The organism is Candidatus Tisiphia endosymbiont of Metellina segmentata, assembly GCF_964030715.1.
Lineage (GTDB): Bacteria > Pseudomonadota > Alphaproteobacteria > Rickettsiales > Rickettsiaceae > Tisiphia.
Window position 1 is genome coordinate 1,395,374 of sequence record NZ_OZ034919.1, and the last position, 20,409, is coordinate 1,415,782.

Below are 20,409 nucleotides of genomic sequence, written 5' to 3' on the forward strand. Positions count from 1 at the left end.
GAAGCATTATGTTGACTAATTTTTAGTATGCCAAAAGGGCTACGAGCCTGATTTTTTAGACGTTTCAAGTACTTTTCTGTCTCGAAGATAAAACGTGAGTACGCGAATACCACACAGTTTTGCGAAACCAATTCTTCAAAGCAGAAAAGTATATATGTCATTCTCACTTTCGCACACTGGTTCTACAACCAAATTGGAGAAAGAATTTTTGACAAAAACTCTTTATGTTTTTGTAACTCTTCCTTAGTTGGTTTGATAACTATAGTATTCTTTTTATTTGCCATAGTAGTTTGAACCACTAACTCGTCTATATTTTGTGCCTTTTGGCTATTAATATTGAAACTTATCTGCCTACCTCCAGTAAGTTCAACATAAACTTCTGCCAGTAATGCCGCATCTTTAAGCGCCCCATGCAACTTACGTGAGGAATTGTCAATTTTATATCTTTTACATAATGCGTCAAGATTAGCTTTCATTCCAGGAAACATCTTCCGAGCTAAAGCAAGAGTATCGATAATATTGGAAAGTTCTAAATACTCTGTAGAAGGTCTTTTGAGCAGAGATAACTCATAATTAATAAATTTAATATCGAATGCTGCATTATGTATAATAAGTCTGCTATTGCTAATAAACCCTAAGAACTCGTCAACAATTTCTTCAAAAGGTGGTTTGTCTTTTAAAAATTCTCCCGATATGCCATGTATTCGATAAGCTTCCGTCGGCATATCTCGCTTTGGATTAATATAAAAATGAAAATGTTTGCCGGTTAAAACTTTATTAACCATCTCAATAGCACCAATCTCAACAATTCGGTGACCATTTTTGGGGTCTAAACCAGTTGTCTCAGTATCTAAAATTACTTCTCTTAATTGCTGCATTTTAATTTTTCTATTAGTTGAGTTATTTGTTTATCTAAATCTACTAGATTAACATCAGTATTAATAACAAAATCTGCTTTTTCTATTTTAATCTGTTGTGGCAATTGAATTTGTGCTATTTTATTATAAGCTGTTAAATTAAAAGCCTCTCTAGACATTGCACGTTTTAATCTAGATTCTTCTGAGCAGAATGTTGTAACATAAAAATCAAAATATTGATCAAATCCAGCTTCAAAAAGTAATGGTATCTCAGCAAATGTAATCTCTGATTTACTATTTTGCTGTTTAAAAAGAAACAAACTTTCCACTACAAATGGATGAATAAAATTTTGCAGTTTGTTTCTTGCTGAATCATTAGCATAGATTAGCTCTGCAATTTTTCTTTTATCAAAGCTTTTTAGATCAGGTAGTAAGTTAAGAACCATATTTTGTATTTCTGACTCTTCGTATAGGTTCTTAACATATTCGTCAGCAGAAAAAGTTATAAATCCTAGATTAGCTAAATAATTTAAGACAAAAGTTTTCCCTGAAGCATAACTACCGGTGATTCCTACCGCGATCATTCTAATAAATATTTTATTTTTTCTAAGTAATTTTCACTTTAAGGGATTTAAATTTAGATAACGTAATTACCTAACTCATAATTTTTCATTTCTTTTATAAATTCATACATTCTCAGTTGCAATTGAATGTTATTACCTGGGTGAGTTGGGTCGGTTTTTATTTTATGCGAACATAACTTACCATTTCCCCCTTTTCTTTTAAAAGTTATCAAATTACCAATAAGCAAATTACCACCTTTAGCAAGAAAATTCCTTTTTTACATCTACTTTTTCATTATGTACTCCACTACAAATCGCAGTTATGAAGTTTCCTTGTATTTTAAAGTTTTCTTGAATTTTTTGTATGATTTTTTGATGATCTCCTATGCTATTTTTAAACAGAACCTCAACATTTTTTCCTATATAAGCATTTCTATTCATAATTATGATATTCCAATTGAATCATAAATATTACTGATCATCTTTGGTATAACAGCATTGCCAAGATGTTGATAACCTTTTACCCCTTCTATAACATGGTGATTTTTTGGAAATCCCATTAAGTTTTTACATTCATTAACTGATAATCGTCTAATTCTATTATTAATTAAATATAAGCCAGTTCTTGCACCCACTCCTCCACCAAAAGCGGAAAGAGTTATTGCATGTCCCACCCAAGGGGCTATAGATTCTTTCTCCTTGACCGCCTTTATTAACATAACCAATTCTTAGAGGTCTTAAATTTCTTTCAATTTCTTTATTGCCATCTATTACTATGTCATCTCTTTTAATATATAAACTATCATCAACTTTTTCTTCTAAAATATCATCCAAATAAACTTTTGCAAAAGTTTCTTTTGGCGGTAAATATTTAAATTTTAGATCATTATCGTAATCTTTACGTAAACAAACAAAATAAACCCTTTCTCTTGATTGAGGTATACCAAAAAAAGAAGAATTTAGAATATGCCTATAAACTTTATAACCAATTTCATCCAATTTTATATCTATTGTTTTAATTACCGATCCATTATCAATATTAATTATATTTTTGACGTTCTCAAGCAATAAAACATATGGTTTATGATATTGGGCGATTCTAATTATTTCATAAAATAATCTTCCGTTACTGCCTTTTAATCCCAATTGCTTACCAGAAATACTAAAGGGTTGACAAGGAAAACCTGCACATAGAATATCATGTTTTGGTATTTTTTTTTCTGAGATTTCATTTAAATCGCCATAAGGTCTTTCTCCGAAATTTTTTACATAAGTTTCTTGAATATCCTTATCTATATCTGAAGAAAAAACACACTCCATTCCTTTTCCTTCTAAAGCAATCCTAAATCCACCAATACCGCAAAACAAGTCTATAAATTTATACACATTATTCCTGTTTAAATAAGTTATGATATAGTTAATTCCGTTAGATTTGATCAGGGCAATTTAAGAATTGTACCAATAGTTGGTATAAATATAATCTTAACTACTATCGATGCCATTCCTGCAAAAGTGGAAATGACATCGCTTTTAGCTAAGAGTTCCTTGGGTTAGGTATATAGAATGTTGGCAAAGTCATATAAATGCTATATAAAGCAAATTTTTAAGTAATTCTTTAGTTAAATTGCCAACAAAAAAAGTAAAATTATATAATATATTCTCAAAATATGACGATAATTTTACTTTATTACTACTTTGCCAACACCCTTTAATATCATTTGAGTATATATACTCTAGAATAGAAAATCAAGAATTGCATCGTCATTATCCAAGATTCTTGCGGTACTCAGCTGTATTTTTTACTCAAAAATTCTTCAGTTCACGGGTAGTCCTATTATTGCAATATACTTTTTGGACTAAAAATGACCCCAAAAATATACATATATAAACTGTTAATGAATATGCACATTTAAATAATACTTCTTTTAAAAACATCGACAAAACTCTACTTGTAGAGAATATATTTACAAAAAATCCTGACATCACAATGCCATCTACAACCGCACCCATCATTAAACCAGCAAAATTTCTTGTATTCAAAGAACATGTTGACTTGAGTTGTACAAATATACTTGTACTACAATATGTTGATAACAATATAGATACAAAAGATACAAGTATAATTCCATTAATAACACGACCATGAATATAATAATTGAAGTCCCATAACAAACAAAAGCTTACTATTATACTCAACGTTACAGCAATCCAAGCTTTTTTCCTACCATATAGTTCAGATATGATATTTGCAGTTATAGCTAAAAACACAAATACTAAAGAACACTGAGATATTTTATTAAAAAGATTTAATGAATAAGTGAATATACCAAGTAGTATTACTAGTAGTATGTAAAACTTAGTGTTAATATTGTTCATATTACCTCCTTCTTTTTGTTCTAATTTTATCAAATAATATGGATTATTGTTAGTAGATAATTTAGTTGATTTTTTAAAACTTACTTTTTAAAAGACTTGCTTGCAAGGGTAGTTAAATGATTTGGAGAATTGGAACACAAAACAAATGTCTAATGACAATTTGTATACTCTTACGCTTTTAAGAATTGTTTTTTAAAAACATCAGGAACTCACGTATTACTTTAGTTTACCCCTCATTTTCAAATGCAATTCGTAGGATCATTTGAGTGTACATGACCTTCACAAAAAACTTGCATTGCAAGCTTGGCAGCGACTTACTCTCCCATGCCTCAGGGCATAGTACCATCAGCACTACGAGGTTTCACGTTCGAGTTCGGTATGGGATCGGGTGTTTCACTCGTGCTATAACCACCAAGCTAGCAATACAAATTTTTTTATATATAGACTTCTTTAGACATTTATTCATAGAACCATAATTTCAAAAGAGGTCTAAAATTTGAGTTGTTGATAAAACTGAAAACCTTTTTATGTTTCTTGCAGAATTAATACTGTACACAAGTACAACCTCAGCAAAGTAAAACAATCGAGCTATTAGTACTAGTTAGCTACACACGTTACCGTGCTTCCACACCTAGCCTATCAACGTGGTGGTCTTCCACGGCTCTGATAGGGAAGTCTAGTTTTGAGGTGGGTTTCCCGCTTAGATGCATTCAGCGGTTATCCCTTCCGTACTTAGCTACCCAGCTATGCCGCTGGCGCGACAACTGGTCCACCAGAGGTACGTCCACCTCGGTCCTCTCGTACTAAAGGCAGATCCTCTCAAACTTCCTACACCCACGGCAGATAGGGACCAAACTGTCTCACGACGTTCTAAACCCAGCTCACGTACCACTTTAATCGGCGAACAGCCGAACCCTTGGGACCTTCTCCAGCCCCAGGATGTGATGAGCCGACATCGAGGTGCCAAACGATTTCGTCGCTATGGACGCTTGGAAATCATCAGCCTGTTATCCCCGGAGTACCTTTTATTCGTTGAGCGATGGCCCTTCCACTCGGGACCACCGGATCACTATGACCGACTTTCGTCTCTGCTCGTCTTGTCAGACTCGCAGTCAGGCTAGCTTATGCCATTGCACTCTAACAGTTGATTTCCGACCAACCTGAGCTAACCATCGCGCGCCTCCGTTACTCTTTGGGAGGCGACCGCCCCAGTCAAACTACCCACCATGCATTGTCTCGGATCCTGATTCAAGGATCGCGGTTAGATATCAAGAATCAAAAGGGTGGTATCTCAAGGATGACTCCACAGTGGCTTGTGCCACCGCTTCATAGTCTCCCACCTATCCTGCACATCTAATTCCTAATACCAGTGCAAAGCTATAGTAAAGGTTCACGGGGTCTTTCCGTCTAACCGCGGGAACTCCGCATCTTCACGGAGAATTCAATTTCGCTGAGTCGATACTGGAGACAGCGGGGAAATCGTTACGCCATTCGTGCGGGTCGGAACTTACCCGACAAGGAATTTCGCTACCTTAGGACCGTCATAGTTACGGCCGCCGTTCACTGGGACTTCAATTCAGAGCTTGCACCCCTCCTCTTAATCTTCCAGCACTGGGCAGGCGTCAGACCCTATACTTCGTCTATTGACTTTGCAGAGCCCTGTGTTTTTAATAAACAGTCGCTACCCCCTGGTTTGTGCCACCTATAGATGGTTGCCCATTTATAGGTCATCCTTCTCCCGAAGTTACAGATGCAATTTGCCTAGTTCCTTCAGCATCGTTCTCTCAAGCGCCTAGGTATACTCTACCTGTCCACCTGTGTCGGTTTAGGGTACGGTCTTTAATAAGGGTGTTATTTCCTGGAAGATATTCACTGCATATAACAATCCAATAAGCATATACAATTTACTATCTTCGTCACACCCTTTCGGTTCAGGAATATTAACCTGATTCCCATCGATTACGCCTTTCAGCCTCACCTTAGGGGCCGACTAAGCCTGCGCAGATTAACTTTACGCAGAAACCCTTGGACTTTCGGCGAGAATGTTTCTCACATTCTTTATCGCTACTTATGTCAGCATTCTCACTTCCGATACCTCCAGCAAACTTCACAGTTCACCTTCACAGGCTTACGGAACGCTCCGCTACCATCTGCACTATTAAAGTGCAAATCCGCATCTTCGGTACATGACTTGAGCCCCGTTACATTGTTGGCGCAGGAAAACTTATTTAGACTAGTGAGCTATTACGCTTTCTTTAAATGATGGCTGCTTCTAAGCCAACATCCTAGTTGTTTTGGTTTTCCCACATCCTTTAACACTTAGTCATGATTTAGGGACCTTAGATGGCGGTCTGGGCTTTTTCCCTCTCGACTATGGACCTTAGCACCCACAGTCTGTCTGCTATGCTGTACTCGTCGACATTCGGAGTTTGGTTGAGTTTGGTAAGTCTGTAGGACCCCCTAGCTCATCCAGTGCTCTACCTTCGACGGTAATCGCTATAACGCTCTACCTAAATAGATTTCGCGGAGAACCAGCTATATCCGAGTTTGATTGGCCTTTCACCCCTAGCCACAACTCATCCCCTACTTTTTCAACAGTAGTGGGTTCGGTCCTTCAGCGGATATTACTCCACCTTCAACCTGGCCATGGCTAGATCACTCGGTTTCGGGTCTAATTCATCTAACTAAAGTCGCCCTATTCAGACTTGCTTTCGCTACGCCTACACCTAACGGCTTAAGCTTGCTAGATAAACTAAGTCGCTGACCCATTATACAAAAGGTACGCCGTCACAGAACATACAAACGAGCTTTAAAACTCAATGTCTGCTCCGACTGCTTGTAAGCATTCGGTTTCAGGTCTATTTCACTCCCCTTATCGGGGTTCTTTTCACCTTTCCCTCACGGTACTTGTTCACTATCGGTCACTAGAGAGTACTTAGGCTTAGAGGGTGGTCCCCCTATGTTCAAACAGGATTTCACGTGTCCCGCCTTACTCAAGGACTCCAAAACTTTTTACCTATAAGGGGCTATCACCCTCTATGGCCAACTTTTCCATGTTGTTCTAGTTTTTATTCTGAAGCCACTGACCTGGTCCGCATTCGCTCGTCACTACTAACGGAGTCTCGGTTGATGTCCTTTCCTCCAGCTATTGAGATATTTCAGTTCACTGGGTTTGCTTCGCATAGCTATGTATTCACTATACGATACCTGCTAAGCAGGTGGGTTTCCCCATTCGGAAATCTTCGGATCAAAGCTTATTCGCAGCTCCCCGAAGCTTATCGCAGCGTATTACGTCCTTCATCGCCTTCTAGTGCCAAGGCATCCACCAAATGCTCTTATTTTATTTACTTTGATTCTTTTAAAGCTTGAGATTGTACGATGTGTACAGAACTAATTCTGCTACTTATACAGTATCCACTCACGATCATAAATTTTTATTATCGCAGTGTGTATTTAGTTTTCAGTTTTATCAACTTTTCAAACAGCTACAGGATTTTTGCCCTGTGTGAAGTTTTATACCGATTATTCAGAACAATGTCAAACATTATTTTATCTGATTAACAGATTTGTTTGTCTTTCTTTGTTAGCATTTCTATCATATCTTTCTCTATGTTCATTTGATGATATTGTTTGACTTGCTTTAGGTACTGGTGGAATAACTTCTATTTTTTTTACAGTAGCTTTATTCAAATCTACATTTTTTAGCAAAGGATTTGATTTAACTTCTTCGCTTATATTCCCAACAACTCTGATATTATCTAAATTCATTGTTTTTTCCGGATGTTTTTTATTATATTTTTTAATTTCCGAAAGAAGTGTAGTTAAAGTATCACCATCAATGGTAGCTCCTTCAAAGTCTATATGTTCTTTAAAAGTAACTCTCTTAAAAGAACATTCTTTCAACTCAGCATTTTTCAGAGAACATTTTCCTAACGTCACTTCATTAAAATTAAACCCTTTAATTTCAAAATTATCTAATTTCATATCTACTTTTTCAAAAGATAATCCTCTCAAATCTTTATTATTTAAGGAATAATAAAGTATCGGTGAATACTCAGATGAATTATTTCGACTATATTTCTCAGCCTGCTCCTGAAAGATAGAAGATAAATCTATTTTCTTGTCTGACTTAGCTATCACAAGAGGATTGGACAAAACATCTTCCATAATTTGGTTCATTTTTTCACCAATTACTTTTTCACGTGTTGAATTAGACACAAAATGTTTTTGAAAATTATACTTCCAAAGGTTAACAGTAGCTTCTACAGCTAAACTTAGAACTTTTGTATCAGATAACAAATTAATCAATGGACGAACCATTGCACTATATTCTCCCTTCTTATATGAAGCCGTTATTGTTCCTACTTCCTTAGCATGATCCCCTAGTGCTTTAACAATTGCTTCACCTTTTAGTTTTAGTTTTTTACCCATCTCGGTTTCATTTAAAAATTTCTCAACCACAGGGCCAAGGTCTTTAGCATGTTTTATTAAAAGCTCAGGTATTTTTTCTTGTAAAACTTCTTTAACCTTAGGATTATCCTTATTAAACTTAATAAGAGAGTTTACTAATTTACCAACTTTTTCTGCTTGTTTGGATTCAGGTACGTTCATAACCTCTTTAGCTTGCTCAATGATTCGCTCTAACCCCTCTTTGTCTGCTAAACAACTTTCAGTAAGTTCTGCTATTATCGGTAAAACATCAACAATAAATGGAATAGTTGCTGCTGTTGCATCACGTACAAATTTAGGATTCAGACCAAGATATCTTATATTTTGCTGCACTTCTGTTTTATCCAAAAATTCTAAAATATTCTTTTTATTATCAGCAAAATATTGTGGTAGAGTCAATTTTAAGACAGGAGCTAGATCCTGAACAACCTTACTAGTATTATCTAAAATAGACAATATCATGGCTTTTTGCGTTCCTATTATTTCTTCTTTTCGAGTTGGAGATAAATTTTTATTAGTCAATAATTCCAAGCCCAAATCTTGATGTTTCATATAGAACTCATAGATCATAACCATTTCAGGAGTATGCTCTAATATCGTGCTACTTGCATTAGTTGCTAGTGATACAGTATCCCTAAAAAATTCTTTTGACACAAATCTAGTAAATTTATCGTCTAGAACATTCTCAGCAATTTTGGTAATTTCTTTTTGATTAGCTGAATCACGTAAAAACTCAACTAAATCTTTCTTGACTACTTCTGCTACTTTAGGGCTGGTAAAGATTTCTAAAGCATTTTTAATGATATCACGCCCTGAATTCTCGTTAGAAATTATTAGATTTTTATAAATTTCTTGTACTTTTTTATTTGATTCTCCTTCTAATACGCCACCTCCTAATTTTAGCACCAACGGCACTATCCTTCTAATAAAATTTTTATCTACTCCATCAAATATATCAGGATTAACTCTACTAGCTTCTGTAGGTGAAATCATTGGAGCGGGATTTAACACAGCTTCTAAAACTGGCAACAAAACACGCTGAGCGATCTGATCTTTCAATAGATCAGATCGTGCTTCATTCAGAGCAGGAATATATATATCAGCCACTGCACCAGCTCCCTTGATTAGATTAGATACATGCTCTACTTGTTCTTTTTGTAATTTTTGCCTTTCTTCAATTAGCAACTTATCACTTAATAATTTTCCACTCACTTCTTGAAATTTCAGGAAATCAGCATATAGCTCATCATATAATAGCTTCTTTGTATCCAGCGGATTCCTAATAGCTGAAGGTACTATAGTAGCAATATCAAGAAGAAATGTCCCTGTCTCTTTTAATAAACCTACAGCGATGTGAGGTAAATTCTCTAGTGTTAATTCTAATTGCTCCGCTTTTTTTACTTGCTCCAATTGTTTTTGCTCTTCTTGAAGCTTTTGCGGAATAATTTCTTGACCATTCTGAATGAATGTGCCTTGTAAACCAATCAAATTTACGTCCACAATATCAGTATCAATATCGACCGTAGCTTTAGACAAATCAGCCTCAGCTAACTTTGCCGCACGTAAATTAACTCCTTCTAACTTAACCTTTTCTGCTTGTACTTTTTCCAATATCGCTTGCTGCAATTTTGATTTTGTAAGATCACCATTCATGAATATTACTTCGGTAAAATCACCTTCCTGAGCGTCAATACTCCTCATTATACTATTCGAGAAATCAGCCTTTTGTGTATGAACTTTTTTTAGTATACTATAACTTGCATTGATTCCTTTAGCCTTCGCTCCTTCTAAAATCGCCTCTGTTAAGTTAGCAAATTTGACCTCTACTCCTTCTAAAATTGCATTTCTGAAATTCGCCTTTTGTGCTTCCACCATATTTAGATTGGCATTAATAAAATTCACTCCTTCAGCATTAATCCTTCTTAGAATAGCTGCTTCTAAATTCGCTCCATCCAACTTAGTCAAACCACTTAACTCAGCATCCGACAAATCTAATCCTTTTGCTTCTATGTTCTGCAATATAGTATCTTTAAATTTTGCCTTATGTGCTTCAACCTTTTCCATCAAAGCATTAGATAAATTACTCTCTATAACTTGACACTTTGTTAAAACAGCTTTATCTAATATTGCATGCTGCATTTGTATTCTTCGTAAATCTGCTGAGATTAAAGAGATACCTTGCAAATCTGACTGATTAAATGTTGAATCAGTCAATTTTGCGTGATCCCATTTACCTTTTTTTATATTCGCATAATCAAAGTTGGAGTTATTTATCACAACCTCCTGACCATTAGAACGAGCCATAAAAGCATGTGTAAACTGACTATTATCAACGACTGCCTGACTTAAATTACTATTAAAAAAATTCGCGTTATCTGCTTTAGACCCTAAAAAATTAGCTCGATCAAGTTCTGCACTCTCGAAATTCGCTTCACTAATATTAGTACCATTAAATCTACATCCGGATAAAACGGACCCTGCGAACACAGCACCCCCTAAATCTGCTCCAGAGAAATCTAAATTAGATAAATCAACTCTATCATACCATTCATTATTAGTAGAAGTATCAACTCTACTAGAACAATCTGCAATAATTCTTGCTCCTGATCTTATCTGTGATTTCTCTAATTTAGATTTAGCAAAATCATTTAAGCTTAAATTCTCATTACTCTTTCTTGCCTGCAAATATTGCTCTATATCTTTCCGAGCTAAGGGTACATATTGCGTTTCTTGATCCCGCTGTTCTTTAGTTGATCCTCGTACATAAGCTGGATCAAAAGTACAACTGCTACTGCCAAAAATGTTTTGAAAAGTTTCATGCATTGAATTATCTTCTCTAGGAAATATTTTTTGCTCAACCATTAGTTGCAGCTCTTCTTGCAGCCTATCATATTCTGAATTCCCGGTTTTATAACCTCCAATACGCCAAGCCTGAGCTTTCAAGCTTAACTTCTTCTCCGCCTCCTCTAATTCTTTTTGTTTACTACTTATAAGATCTTGCTGCTCTTTTTTGCGAACTAAGTCACTTTTTATGTCAGCATATTTTCTGCCTAAAGAAGAAGTGGTACTGAATTTTATCCCCTCAATATCACGTTCTTTCCCTATTTGAGAGTATCCTTTATAGCCATCAGAAAACCTACAATTAGCAAGGTCAGCCCCTCTAAAATCTATGTTTTTTAGAATAGTATCTTCGAAATAAGCATTGTCAAAATCAACATCACAAAACACCGCATCAGCTAAATTACATCCTGTAAAAGTAGTATTTTTAAGTATACAACCAGTAAAATCTCCTCCGCTTAGGTCTGTTACATTACCAGATCTACTAAAAGTCCTATCGGATAAATCTGCAACTACTACTACATTATCATCTGAAAAATATTTTTCCTTTAAATATTGGTTAAGGCTTAAACTTTCCTTAGGGTCACTTGCTAAAGTTGCATGCTGAGCTGTAATATAATCCTTTATATCCTTGCTAGTAGGACGAAATTTTTCAATCTTAACAGCGAGATCATAGACAACAGGTTTATTTTTCACCATAACTTATATTCCTTCTTTGTATTAAAGATTTAATAACAATTTCTCAGGATTTTCAATCAATTCCTTTATTTTTACAAGAAAAGTAACCGCTTCTTTGCCATCAATAATACGATGATCATAAGATAAAGCAACGTACATCATGGGATGTATTTCTATCTTACCATTAACCACTACTGGTCTTTCTTCAGTCTTGTGAAGACCTAAAATACCAGATTGAGGAGGGTTAATAATCGGAGTTGACAATAGTGATCCATAAACACCGCCATTTGAAATGGTAAATGTTCCACCTGATAGATCAGACATAGATAATTTTCCTTCTCTAGCCTTTTTACCTAAACCAGCAATTTCTTTCTCAACCTTAGCGAAACTCAATTTGTCAGCCTGCCTAACTATTGGCACTACTAGACCCTGCTCTGTCCCTACTGCAACACCAATGTCATAATAATTCTTATACAGAATCTCATCCCCTTCTATCTCGGCGTTTACCGATGGGACTGCTTTAAGAGCTTCAATAGTAGCTTTTACAAAAAATGATATAAATCCCAGCTTAACGCCATGCTTCTTCTCAAACTCTTCACGATACTGCATACGCAAATTAATAACTTTCAACATATCAATTTCATTAAAAGTAGTTAGAATAGCTGCAGTATTTTGTGATTGTTTTAAACGATCCGCTATAGTTTTACGAAGACGTGACATTTTAACACGCTCAACCATCCCTTCATTTGCACGTACAACATTGGCTATAACAGGTAATTCTGTTTCTTTCACAGGCGGGGTATTTATGAACTCTAGTACATCTCCCTTGGTTACTCTGCCTTCTCGACCAGTACCTTTTATGTCAGCTAATTGCAGTTTATTTTCGCTCACTAATCTTTGCACCGAGGGCGGAACATCAACCTTGTTGGTACTTGCAGGTTGCTGTTTTATCTCTTTGTCTAGTGTACTAGGTGAAGCTACACTAGAAGCTTCTCCTTCGGTAATTTGTCCTACGCTCTCACCCACATATACTGTATCGCCCTCATTCTTAAGTATTTTGCTTATTACACCAGAGGAAAGTGCATTTACTTCTAACGTAACTTTCTCTGTCTCAAGTCCTAAAAGTAGTTCATCCACTTTTACCGCATCTCCTTGTTTTTTATGCCACTTAGCAATAGCCGCTTCTGATACAGACTCTCCAAGAGATGGAACTATAATTTCAATACTCATAATTATTTTATTCTCCCAATTATATTCTATTATACTATTATACTATTATACTATTATTTATATCTTGCACTAATAACAAAAATTGTTTTAGCACTCAAATGATGTTAAAAACATCTATCTATAAAACATCTATTTTTTGCAGTCATTTTAGTATACTATTATTTTATTTACCACTAATATATATCAAGGATATTATAGGGAATGAAATGAAAGATCGGAAAGAAATTGAGCCATATATGGCATATAAGCCTACTCAGATATATAATGTCTTGAAAGATTTATCTAGAAGGCAAGGATATAAACTATCAGCAGAGACGTATGAAAATCCGGGGAATCCTGAGAATAAAATCAATTATTATCTTAAAAATGACAATAATTATATCACTGCTCCATCTCATGATGCTCAAAAAGGTAGTACGCTTACAACAACTGCAGCCCCATTAAAGGATACACTTGGAGTATTAAACCAAGATACTAACTGGAAGAAAGCAATAATTCCTATTTGTCAGTCTAACAAATATTTTTTTGGACTTCTGACAAGGAAACACTTCACATATTTAGAACTTAATAAAGATAATGCTGGCAATATAACATCTCATCATCAGGATTCCAAAGGATGGCTTAGCCGTTTCTACCCACTAAAGCCAATTAGAGACTCACTAGAAGAAACATTTGGAAAAGATAGAGTTACCTTTAAATCATCATATCTAGGTCATCAGAAAATAGCTGATAATATAAATTGCGGTCGATTTATCCTGTCTTATATAAAAAACGTTATTACTGGTGATCCTGCTAAAAATAAAATAAATCCTCAAACTCAGACAAGTTTATTTAGCGATTTTGACACAACAATTAACAAACCACCTAAGGAGGAAAAGATTTTACCTAAAGCTAAAGTCCCAACACCAAAACCTCCAAATATGGTAGACCACGTATCACGCATTAGTAGAAAACCTAATAATCCAGCAAGAACACATTAAGTCACGCGAATCCGATATAAGAATTAATAATTCTTATATCGATACTTGCTTTGTTATAAGGGAAAATGCACTCTTGAAGCGGCTGACGCGGGTGCATTTTAACTTTTTTCATCATTCAATATGTGATTTTAATTATTAAAATCACATATTGAATAGAGTATTATATTTTAACAATCAGGTGGGCAGCCGCTTCAAACCTGATTGTTTCTATATATAATACTGAATTCGATGTAACTTGTTACATCGAATTCAGGTTAAGTAGTACCACTCCTCCTACCATCCATCTCAGCGAATACATCTTCCCACGATCCAGTAGTTGCAGCTTTGGTATATTCTGTCACCCTTCCTTCAAAGAAATTAGTATGTTCAGCACCGTTTAAGATTTCATCAAGCCAAGGCAACGGATTAGTATCAATTAAATAAATCTCTTTAAGTCCAAGCTGCATTAATCTGCGATCGGCAATATAACGAATATATTGTCTTACCTCTCTAGCTGTCAGACCTTCAATGCCACCAACTTCAAATGCTAGCTCAATAAAGGCATCTTCAAAATGCACAATAGTAGCACACGCTTCATAAAGACGGCTACGAAGCTCTTCAGTCCATACTTCAGGGTTTTCCCTAATAAAAGTTTTAAATAACATAATGATAGAATCAGTATGTAACGTCTCATCCCTTACTGACCAACTAATAATTTGCCCCATACCTTTCATTTTATTAAAACGAGGAAAATTAAGTAAAATAACAAATGAAGCAAATAACTGTAACCCTTCAGTAAATGCACCAAATACTGCTAAAGTAGTAGCAATATCTTCTTTAGTTTCTACACCGAAACGCTGCATATAGTCGTATTTATCTTTCATTTCTCTATATTTGAGAAATGCTGAATATTCAGTTTCTGGCATACCTACGGTATCAAGCAGATGAGAATAAGCAGCAATATGAATTGTTTCCATATTAGAAAACGCTGATAACATCATCAGTACTTCAGTTGGCTTAAATACCCTAGAGTAATGTTTCATATAACAATTATTTACTTCAATATCAGCTTGAGTAAAGAAGCGAAATATTTGGGTTAATAGGTGTTTTTCTCCAGGACTTAAATTATATTTCCAATCTTTTAGATCATCAGCTAGCGGCACTTCCTCTGGTAACCAATGAATTCGTTGTTGAATATGCCACGCTTCATAAGCCCATGGATAAGAAAATGGTTTGTAGATTGGACTGGCATTAAGTAAAGACATATTATATTTCCTTTTTAAGTATACTACTATAAAACATCATTGCGAGGAGACCATAGGTCGACGAAGCAATCTATATGACAAGCTTCATGGATTGCCACACTCACATACGTTCGCTCGCAATGACGATTGGATAAGAATTGATAAATTCTTATCCCGAATTCGCGTATATTCATTAGACTTCCTGCATAATTCGCTTTTGCTGAGGAATTTGTAGGAGACACGGAACCTCGACCCGCAGCGTACTCAAATGTACGTGAGGATTCGAGTACCGGATCGACGCACAAATTATCAGCAAAAGCGAATTATGCAGGAAGTCTATTACTGACAGGATAAACATTCATCATAGGACACAACTTCTTCTTGTTTTTTCTTATTATCTCTTTCAATATCTTGAAAATCCGCTTTCTTGACATCGTGTGATACTTTATCAGCTCTTTGAATTGAGGTTGATCTACAATAATATAAACTCTTAACCCCTTTTTTCCAAGCTCTAAAATGGATATTATTTAAATACATCTTACTTACATTGCCTGCTAAGAAAACATTTAGAGATTGAGATTGTGAAATATGTGGTGTCCTATCTGCTGCTAGATCAATAAGCCAATTTTGATCAATCTCATAAGCAGTTCTGAAAACATCTTTTTCATGGCTGGATAAAAAGGTTAGATGTTGAACTGAGCCTTCATGAGTTGCAATTGATGACCAAACCTGCTCATTATTAAAACCTTTGGTGCTTAACAGCTTTTCTAAATATTTGTTACGTACATTAAAAGATCCAGTAAGAGTCTTTTGGACAAAACTATTAGCAGCAAATGGTTCAATTCCAGGCGAACTATTGCCAGCAATAATAGAGATTGATGCCGTAGGAGCAATAGCTGTTTTATTACTAAACCGTTCGTTAATACCTACTTCAACTGCATCGAGGCAAGCACCACGTTCATCAGATAGAACTACTGAAGCTTTATCAACTTCTTTATGAATATGTTCAAATATTTGATTATTCCAAACCTTTGCCATTACCGACTCTATTGGTACATCCTTTGATTGCAGGAATGAGTGAAAACCCATAACACCTAAACCTACGCTACGTTCACGCATTGCTGAATATTTAGCTCGCTCCATGGTACTAGGTGCTTTAGTAATAAAATCTTCAAGTACATTATCTAAAAAACGTATTACGGTAGGAATAAACTCGGGGTCATTTTGCCAATCATCAAAATATTCTAAATTTACAGAAGACAAACAACACACAGCAGTTCTAACCTTACCCAAATGATCAATGCCAGTTGGCAGGGTAATCTCGCTACAAAGATTAGAAGTTTTTACTTGTAGCCCAAGTTTTTTATGATGCTGCGGAATATATTTATTGACAGTATCAATAAATAAAATATAGGGTTCTCCAGTTTCTATTCTAGTAGTTAGTAACTTAACCCACAAATCTCTAGCCTTAACTTCACGTACAACTTTTTTAGTAGCAGGGCTGATTAATGGAAAATTTCCATCACTCTCAACTGCTTGCATAAATGCATCTGTTACAGCTATGCCGTGATGCATGTTTAAAGCTTTACGATTAGTATCACCACCAGTATGGCGTCTTAAGTCTATGAATTCCTCAATTTCAGGGTGATCAATTGGTAAATATATAGCAGCACTACCACGTCTAATTGACCCTTGAGAAATAGCTAAAGTCATAGAATCGACAACCTTGACAAATGGAATAATGCCAGAAGAAGTGCCTTTGCCTTTAATTGCCTCATTAATAGAACGAACATTGCCCCAATAGCTTCCTATACCACCACCACGTGAGGCTAACCAAACATTCTCAGTCCAAAGATCTACAATACCTTCTAAACTATCATCTGTTTCATTTAAAAAACAAGAGATAGGCATCCCTCTGTCAGTTCCACCGTTACTAAGAACCGGTGTAGCTGGCATAAACCACAACTTGCTTATGTACTCATATAATTGCTGAGCTGATTTTGCATTATCAGCATAATAGCTAGCTACTCTAGCAAATAGATCTTGAAAATCCTCTCCGGCTAGTAAGTACCTATCCTTTAGGACAGCTTTACCAAAATTAGTCAGTAAATTATCTCGTTTCTTATCAATTTCTATAGGAAATTTAGTATTTGCTTGCGTTGCCATTATTATATTATCTTATATCTTATTGTTTTAATTAAATTGGGATCATAGCAGATTTTTGTCTTAGCACTAATACCATAATCACATAATTTCTAAAAATTTTTCTAATTCTACAAGACTCGAAACATTAATCAAATTAAATTTATGATCAGTTTTTTTCAGCATATTAGTTAGAACCTTACCTGCACCTATTTCAACTATTTGTTCTATTTTCAGATTTTCCAATTCGTTTAAAGTTTGACGCCACCTCACCCTACCACAAATCTGGGAGATTAAGTTTTGTTTTATCTCTATAGGGTTAGTTATTGGTTTAGCTGTAACATTTTGTATCACCGGAACAAACGGTTTGTTAATTGCTACTTTGTCTAAAGCCTTTGCCATTTGCTCTTCTGCTGGCTTCATCAAACTACAATGAAAAGGACTACTTACATTCAATTTAATAGCTTTATAGCCTAAATCTTTTACGATAGATATTACCCGTTCCACTGCTATAGTTTTACCACTAATTACCACCTGTCCATCTATATTATCGTTAGCTATATCAAGGTCTATAACCTCTTTGATGATTTCTTCAAGCTTTTTTAGAGGTACGCCTATACATGCCGCCATTGAGCCTTGACCGACCGGATAGGCTTCTTGCATGGACTTACTACGTACTGCTAGCAATTGGGTAGTTACTTGTATATCTATACTTTCCGCTGCACATAATGCACTATATTCTCCTAAAGAATGACCTGCAACATATGAACACAGGTTAGTAATATTTCTATTTGTTTGTTGCTTAATGACATTCAATATTGCCATAGATACTGCCATTAGTGCTGGTTGAGCATTAATAGTCAAAGTTAAATCTTCACTTGATCCATTAAAGACAATATGGCTTAATTTTCTTCCAAGAGTATTATCTACCATTTCAAATGTCTCTTTTGCCACCTGAAAGTTATCGTAGAATTCTTTCCCCATACCAACCATTTGTGACCCTTGACCTGGAAAGACAAATGCTCTATTCATAATAATACCATAATAATTTAATTTATCCGCTGTCGATTATGAGAATTTCAACAATACTGTCAATAGTTTTAATTATTCTAAATTTATTAATATCAGAGTCAATGGCATCGGACTATGTCAAAGAAACTTTTATACATTTAGACAAAAAAGCATGGCAAGATTGTGAAAAGATGGCAAAGACTTCAAAAGATAAAACCTTAATCAAAATTATTATGTCTCAAAGATTCTTAGACCCGAATTATAAGAAAAATAGCTTTGAAGAGGTAATAAAATTTATACAAAACAATCCCCACTGGCCGCAAGTCGATAAACTAAAAGAGATGGCAGAACAATATTTAAACTATAACACAGACCAAGCTTTAATTGTAAACTGGTTTAGTGAAAACGAACCAATTACTGCTTTAGGCTATAAATTTTATGCTTTAGCCAGTAGGAAATTAATAAAAGATCCACAAAAATTAGCGAAGATTATGAAAAATGGTTGGATTTATGGGGTTTTTACGCAAGCAGAAGAAAGCAATTATTTGAGTAATTTCAAAAATATATTATGTGAAGAAGATCATGTAAAAAAAATTGATGAATATTTATGGGCAGGGGATATGCGTAGTGCAAAAAAATATATGCATTATGTCAGTAATGGCTATAAACAAAATTTTATTGCCCAAATTGCTATCTTAAATAAATCTAATGATAGTGAAAAACTTTTTCAACAAGTATCAGAAAAATATTATACCCCAGCTTTATTATTTAACTATTTGGATTCCAAGAAAACAGAGATTCCTACCAGCCAAAGTATCGCTCTATTTAAAAAAGTAAAGCAAGATAAAAGACATTCCGCCTATTGGGCTCGTGTACAATCTTATTATGCTAGAGAATTTATTGATCAGAAAGATTTTGCTAGTAGTTATAAGATAATTAGCATGCCAATTACTGTTGATCCCGAACATGTAAGAGAAGCAGAATGGCTTAGTGGTTGGCTTGCCCTTAGATTTTTGCATAAGCCTGATATTGCTTTAAGTCATTTTAACAAATTTATGAAAGTTGCAGCTAAACCATTAAGCGTATCAAGGGGGCAATATTGGCTAGCTAGAACTTATGAAGCCAAAGGGGATAAAGAGCAAGCGAATAAATTTTATCATATGACCAGCAAGTATTCCCATAGTTTCTATGGACAGTTAGCTAATATCGAACTTAACAAACGGTACTTCATTTTACCACAAAAGCCTACCTCCACTAAGCATAATAATGAAAATAGTGAAATTATTAGAGCCATAAAATATTTGACTAAATATGGTAAGCATGATTTAGCTCTGTTATATGCTAAAACGGCTATTGAAAAATCATCAACCCCATCTAAGATTGTATTAATTACCGATATCATTAGCACAAAGGGTAATATTTATCATACAGTAGATGTAGCAAAAACTGCTTGTCAACATCATACTTTTATTAAGGATTATGCTTTCCCTACCCCTTATACTAAGGCAGTAAAAAATACCCCCCTAGAACCAGCTTTAACATACAGTATTATAAGACAGGAGTCAGTTTTTAATCAGCATGCAATTAGTACAGCTAAAGCTAAGGGGCTAATGCAACTTACAGATACAGCTGCTTATGATACGGCTAAATCTGTTGGCTGTAAATGTCATATTAAAAAGCTAACTCTTGACCCTAAATATAATATCATGCTTGGCACTAATCATTTTAAAGAATACTTACAACTATATAATGGTAATTATCTTTTAGCCATTGCAGCTTATAATGCTGGTCCTTGTAGAATCACAAGATGGATTAATCTGTTTGGTGATCCTCGTGACTTTAAGAATTTACGACAAATAATTGATTGGATTGAACTAATACCATATGCAGAAACTAGGAACTATACTCAACGTGTTTTGGAAAATCTGCAAGTTTATCGATCTATTATCAATAGAAATAATAATATAAAATTAGAACAAGATCTTTTAAAGACTAAAGATAATAAGAGAGAAATATAGCTATACCCTAGTTTAAATAATGTTATTTAAGTTGACAGTTTAAC

Annotated in this window: 13 protein-coding genes and 2 rRNA genes; 2 read left to right on the plus strand and 13 right to left on the minus strand. The window is 34.9% G+C overall.

Features of this window, described 5'->3' with window-relative positions; genetic code table 11:
* Window positions 1–182: 182 nt before the first annotated feature.
* From dnaQ to odhB, 10 genes are all read right to left on the minus strand, one after another.
* Entirely contained in the window at window positions 183–878 is a 696-nt protein-coding gene (dnaQ, locus tag AAHM80_RS07235; protein ID WP_341748117.1) for a DNA polymerase III subunit epsilon, read from the minus strand.
* Complete coding sequence (gene coaE, locus AAHM80_RS07240; protein ID WP_341748118.1) at window positions 866–1,441, minus strand: dephospho-CoA kinase; 576 nt, start codon at window positions 1,439–1,441, stop codon at window positions 866–868. The genes dnaQ and coaE overlap by 13 nt, the downstream gene beginning before the upstream one ends.
* 237 nt (window positions 1,442–1,678) lie before the next feature.
* A complete protein-coding gene (locus tag AAHM80_RS07245; RefSeq protein WP_342259752.1) occupies window positions 1,679–1,861 on the minus strand; it encodes a hypothetical protein in 183 nt (60 codons plus the stop codon).
* A gap of 2 nt (window positions 1,862–1,863) precedes the next feature.
* A complete protein-coding gene (locus AAHM80_RS07250; protein ID WP_342259753.1) occupies window positions 1,864–2,139 on the minus strand; it encodes a DNA cytosine methyltransferase in 276 nt (91 codons plus the stop codon).
* A complete protein-coding gene (locus tag AAHM80_RS07255) occupies window positions 2,024–2,806 on the minus strand; it encodes a DNA cytosine methyltransferase (protein WP_342259754.1) in 783 nt (260 codons plus the stop codon). The genes AAHM80_RS07250 and AAHM80_RS07255 overlap by 116 nt, the downstream gene beginning before the upstream one ends.
* A gap of 417 nt (window positions 2,807–3,223) precedes the next feature.
* Entirely contained in the window at window positions 3,224–3,796 is a 573-nt protein-coding gene (locus AAHM80_RS07260; RefSeq protein WP_342259755.1) for a VUT family protein, read from the minus strand.
* A 301-nt stretch (window positions 3,797–4,097) separates the two neighbouring features.
* Window positions 4,098–4,212 (minus strand): 5S ribosomal RNA (gene rrf, locus AAHM80_RS07265).
* Between the two features lie 154 nt (window positions 4,213–4,366).
* Window positions 4,367–7,146 (minus strand): 23S ribosomal RNA (locus tag AAHM80_RS07270).
* A gap of 199 nt (window positions 7,147–7,345) precedes the next feature.
* On the minus strand, window positions 7,346–11,782 hold the full coding sequence (locus tag AAHM80_RS07275) for a pentapeptide repeat-containing protein (protein ID WP_342259756.1): 4,437 nt from the start codon (window positions 11,780–11,782) through the stop codon (window positions 7,346–7,348).
* 21 nt (window positions 11,783–11,803) lie between these two features.
* Entirely contained in the window at window positions 11,804–12,991 is a 1,188-nt protein-coding gene (gene odhB, locus AAHM80_RS07280; RefSeq protein ID WP_342259757.1) for a 2-oxoglutarate dehydrogenase complex dihydrolipoyllysine-residue succinyltransferase, read from the minus strand.
* A 206-nt stretch (window positions 12,992–13,197) separates the two neighbouring features.
* Here odhB and AAHM80_RS07285 point away from each other — a divergent pair, with 206 nt between their 5' ends.
* Window positions 13,198–13,971 carry a hypothetical protein gene (locus AAHM80_RS07285; RefSeq protein ID WP_342259758.1) on the plus strand — a complete coding sequence of 258 codons (774 nt, stop codon included), beginning with the start codon at window positions 13,198–13,200 and terminating at the stop codon, window positions 13,969–13,971.
* A 254-nt stretch (window positions 13,972–14,225) separates the two neighbouring features.
* Here AAHM80_RS07285 and AAHM80_RS07290 read toward each other — a convergent pair whose 3' ends face one another.
* From AAHM80_RS07290 to fabD, 3 genes are all read right to left on the minus strand, one after another.
* Window positions 14,226–15,215, minus strand: a complete 990-nt coding sequence (locus AAHM80_RS07290; protein WP_341751429.1) for a ribonucleotide-diphosphate reductase subunit beta — start codon at window positions 15,213–15,215, stop codon at window positions 14,226–14,228.
* A 318-nt stretch (window positions 15,216–15,533) separates the two neighbouring features.
* Complete coding sequence (locus tag AAHM80_RS07300) at window positions 15,534–17,360, minus strand: ribonucleoside-diphosphate reductase subunit alpha (RefSeq protein WP_342259759.1); 1,827 nt, start codon at window positions 17,358–17,360, stop codon at window positions 15,534–15,536.
* 78 nt (window positions 17,361–17,438) lie between these two features.
* On the minus strand, window positions 17,439–18,368 hold the full coding sequence (fabD, locus tag AAHM80_RS07305; RefSeq protein ID WP_342259760.1) for an ACP S-malonyltransferase: 930 nt from the start codon (window positions 18,366–18,368) through the stop codon (window positions 17,439–17,441).
* 38 nt (window positions 18,369–18,406) lie between these two features.
* On the opposite strand from fabD, the gene AAHM80_RS07310 reads away from it, so the two are divergent.
* Complete coding sequence (locus AAHM80_RS07310; RefSeq protein WP_342259761.1) at window positions 18,407–20,365, plus strand: lytic transglycosylase domain-containing protein; 1,959 nt, start codon at window positions 18,407–18,409, stop codon at window positions 20,363–20,365.
* The last annotated feature ends 44 nt before the right edge of the window (window positions 20,366–20,409 follow it).

Coding starts and splice junctions, on each gene's coding strand:
- dnaQ (WP_341748117.1), bottom strand. CDS start 878: ATGCAGCAATTAAGAGAAGTAATTTTAGATACTGAGACAACTGGTTTA.
- coaE (WP_341748118.1), bottom strand. CDS start 1,441: ATGATCGCGGTAGGAATCACCGGTAGTTATGCTTCAGGGAAAACTTTT.
- AAHM80_RS07245 (WP_342259752.1), bottom strand. CDS start 1,861: ATGAATAGAAATGCTTATATAGGAAAAAATGTTGAGGTTCTGTTTAAA.
- AAHM80_RS07250 (WP_342259753.1), bottom strand. CDS start 2,139: ATGTTAATAAAGGCGGTCAAGGAGAAAGAATCTATAGCCCCTTGGGTG.
- AAHM80_RS07260 (WP_342259755.1), bottom strand. CDS start 3,796: ATGAACAATATTAACACTAAGTTTTACATACTACTAGTAATACTACTT.
- AAHM80_RS07275 (WP_342259756.1), bottom strand. CDS start 11,782: ATGGTGAAAAATAAACCTGTTGTCTATGATCTCGCTGTTAAGATTGAA.
- odhB (WP_342259757.1), bottom strand. CDS start 12,991: ATGAGTATTGAAATTATAGTTCCATCTCTTGGAGAGTCTGTATCAGAA.
- AAHM80_RS07285 (WP_342259758.1), top strand. CDS start 13,198: ATGAAAGATCGGAAAGAAATTGAGCCATATATGGCATATAAGCCTACT.
- AAHM80_RS07290 (WP_341751429.1), bottom strand. CDS start 15,215: ATGTCTTTACTTAATGCCAGTCCAATCTACAAACCATTTTCTTATCCA.
- AAHM80_RS07300 (WP_342259759.1), bottom strand. CDS start 17,360: ATGGCAACGCAAGCAAATACTAAATTTCCTATAGAAATTGATAAGAAA.
- fabD (WP_342259760.1), bottom strand. CDS start 18,368: ATGAATAGAGCATTTGTCTTTCCAGGTCAAGGGTCACAAATGGTTGGT.
- AAHM80_RS07310 (WP_342259761.1), top strand. CDS start 18,407: ATGAGAATTTCAACAATACTGTCAATAGTTTTAATTATTCTAAATTTA.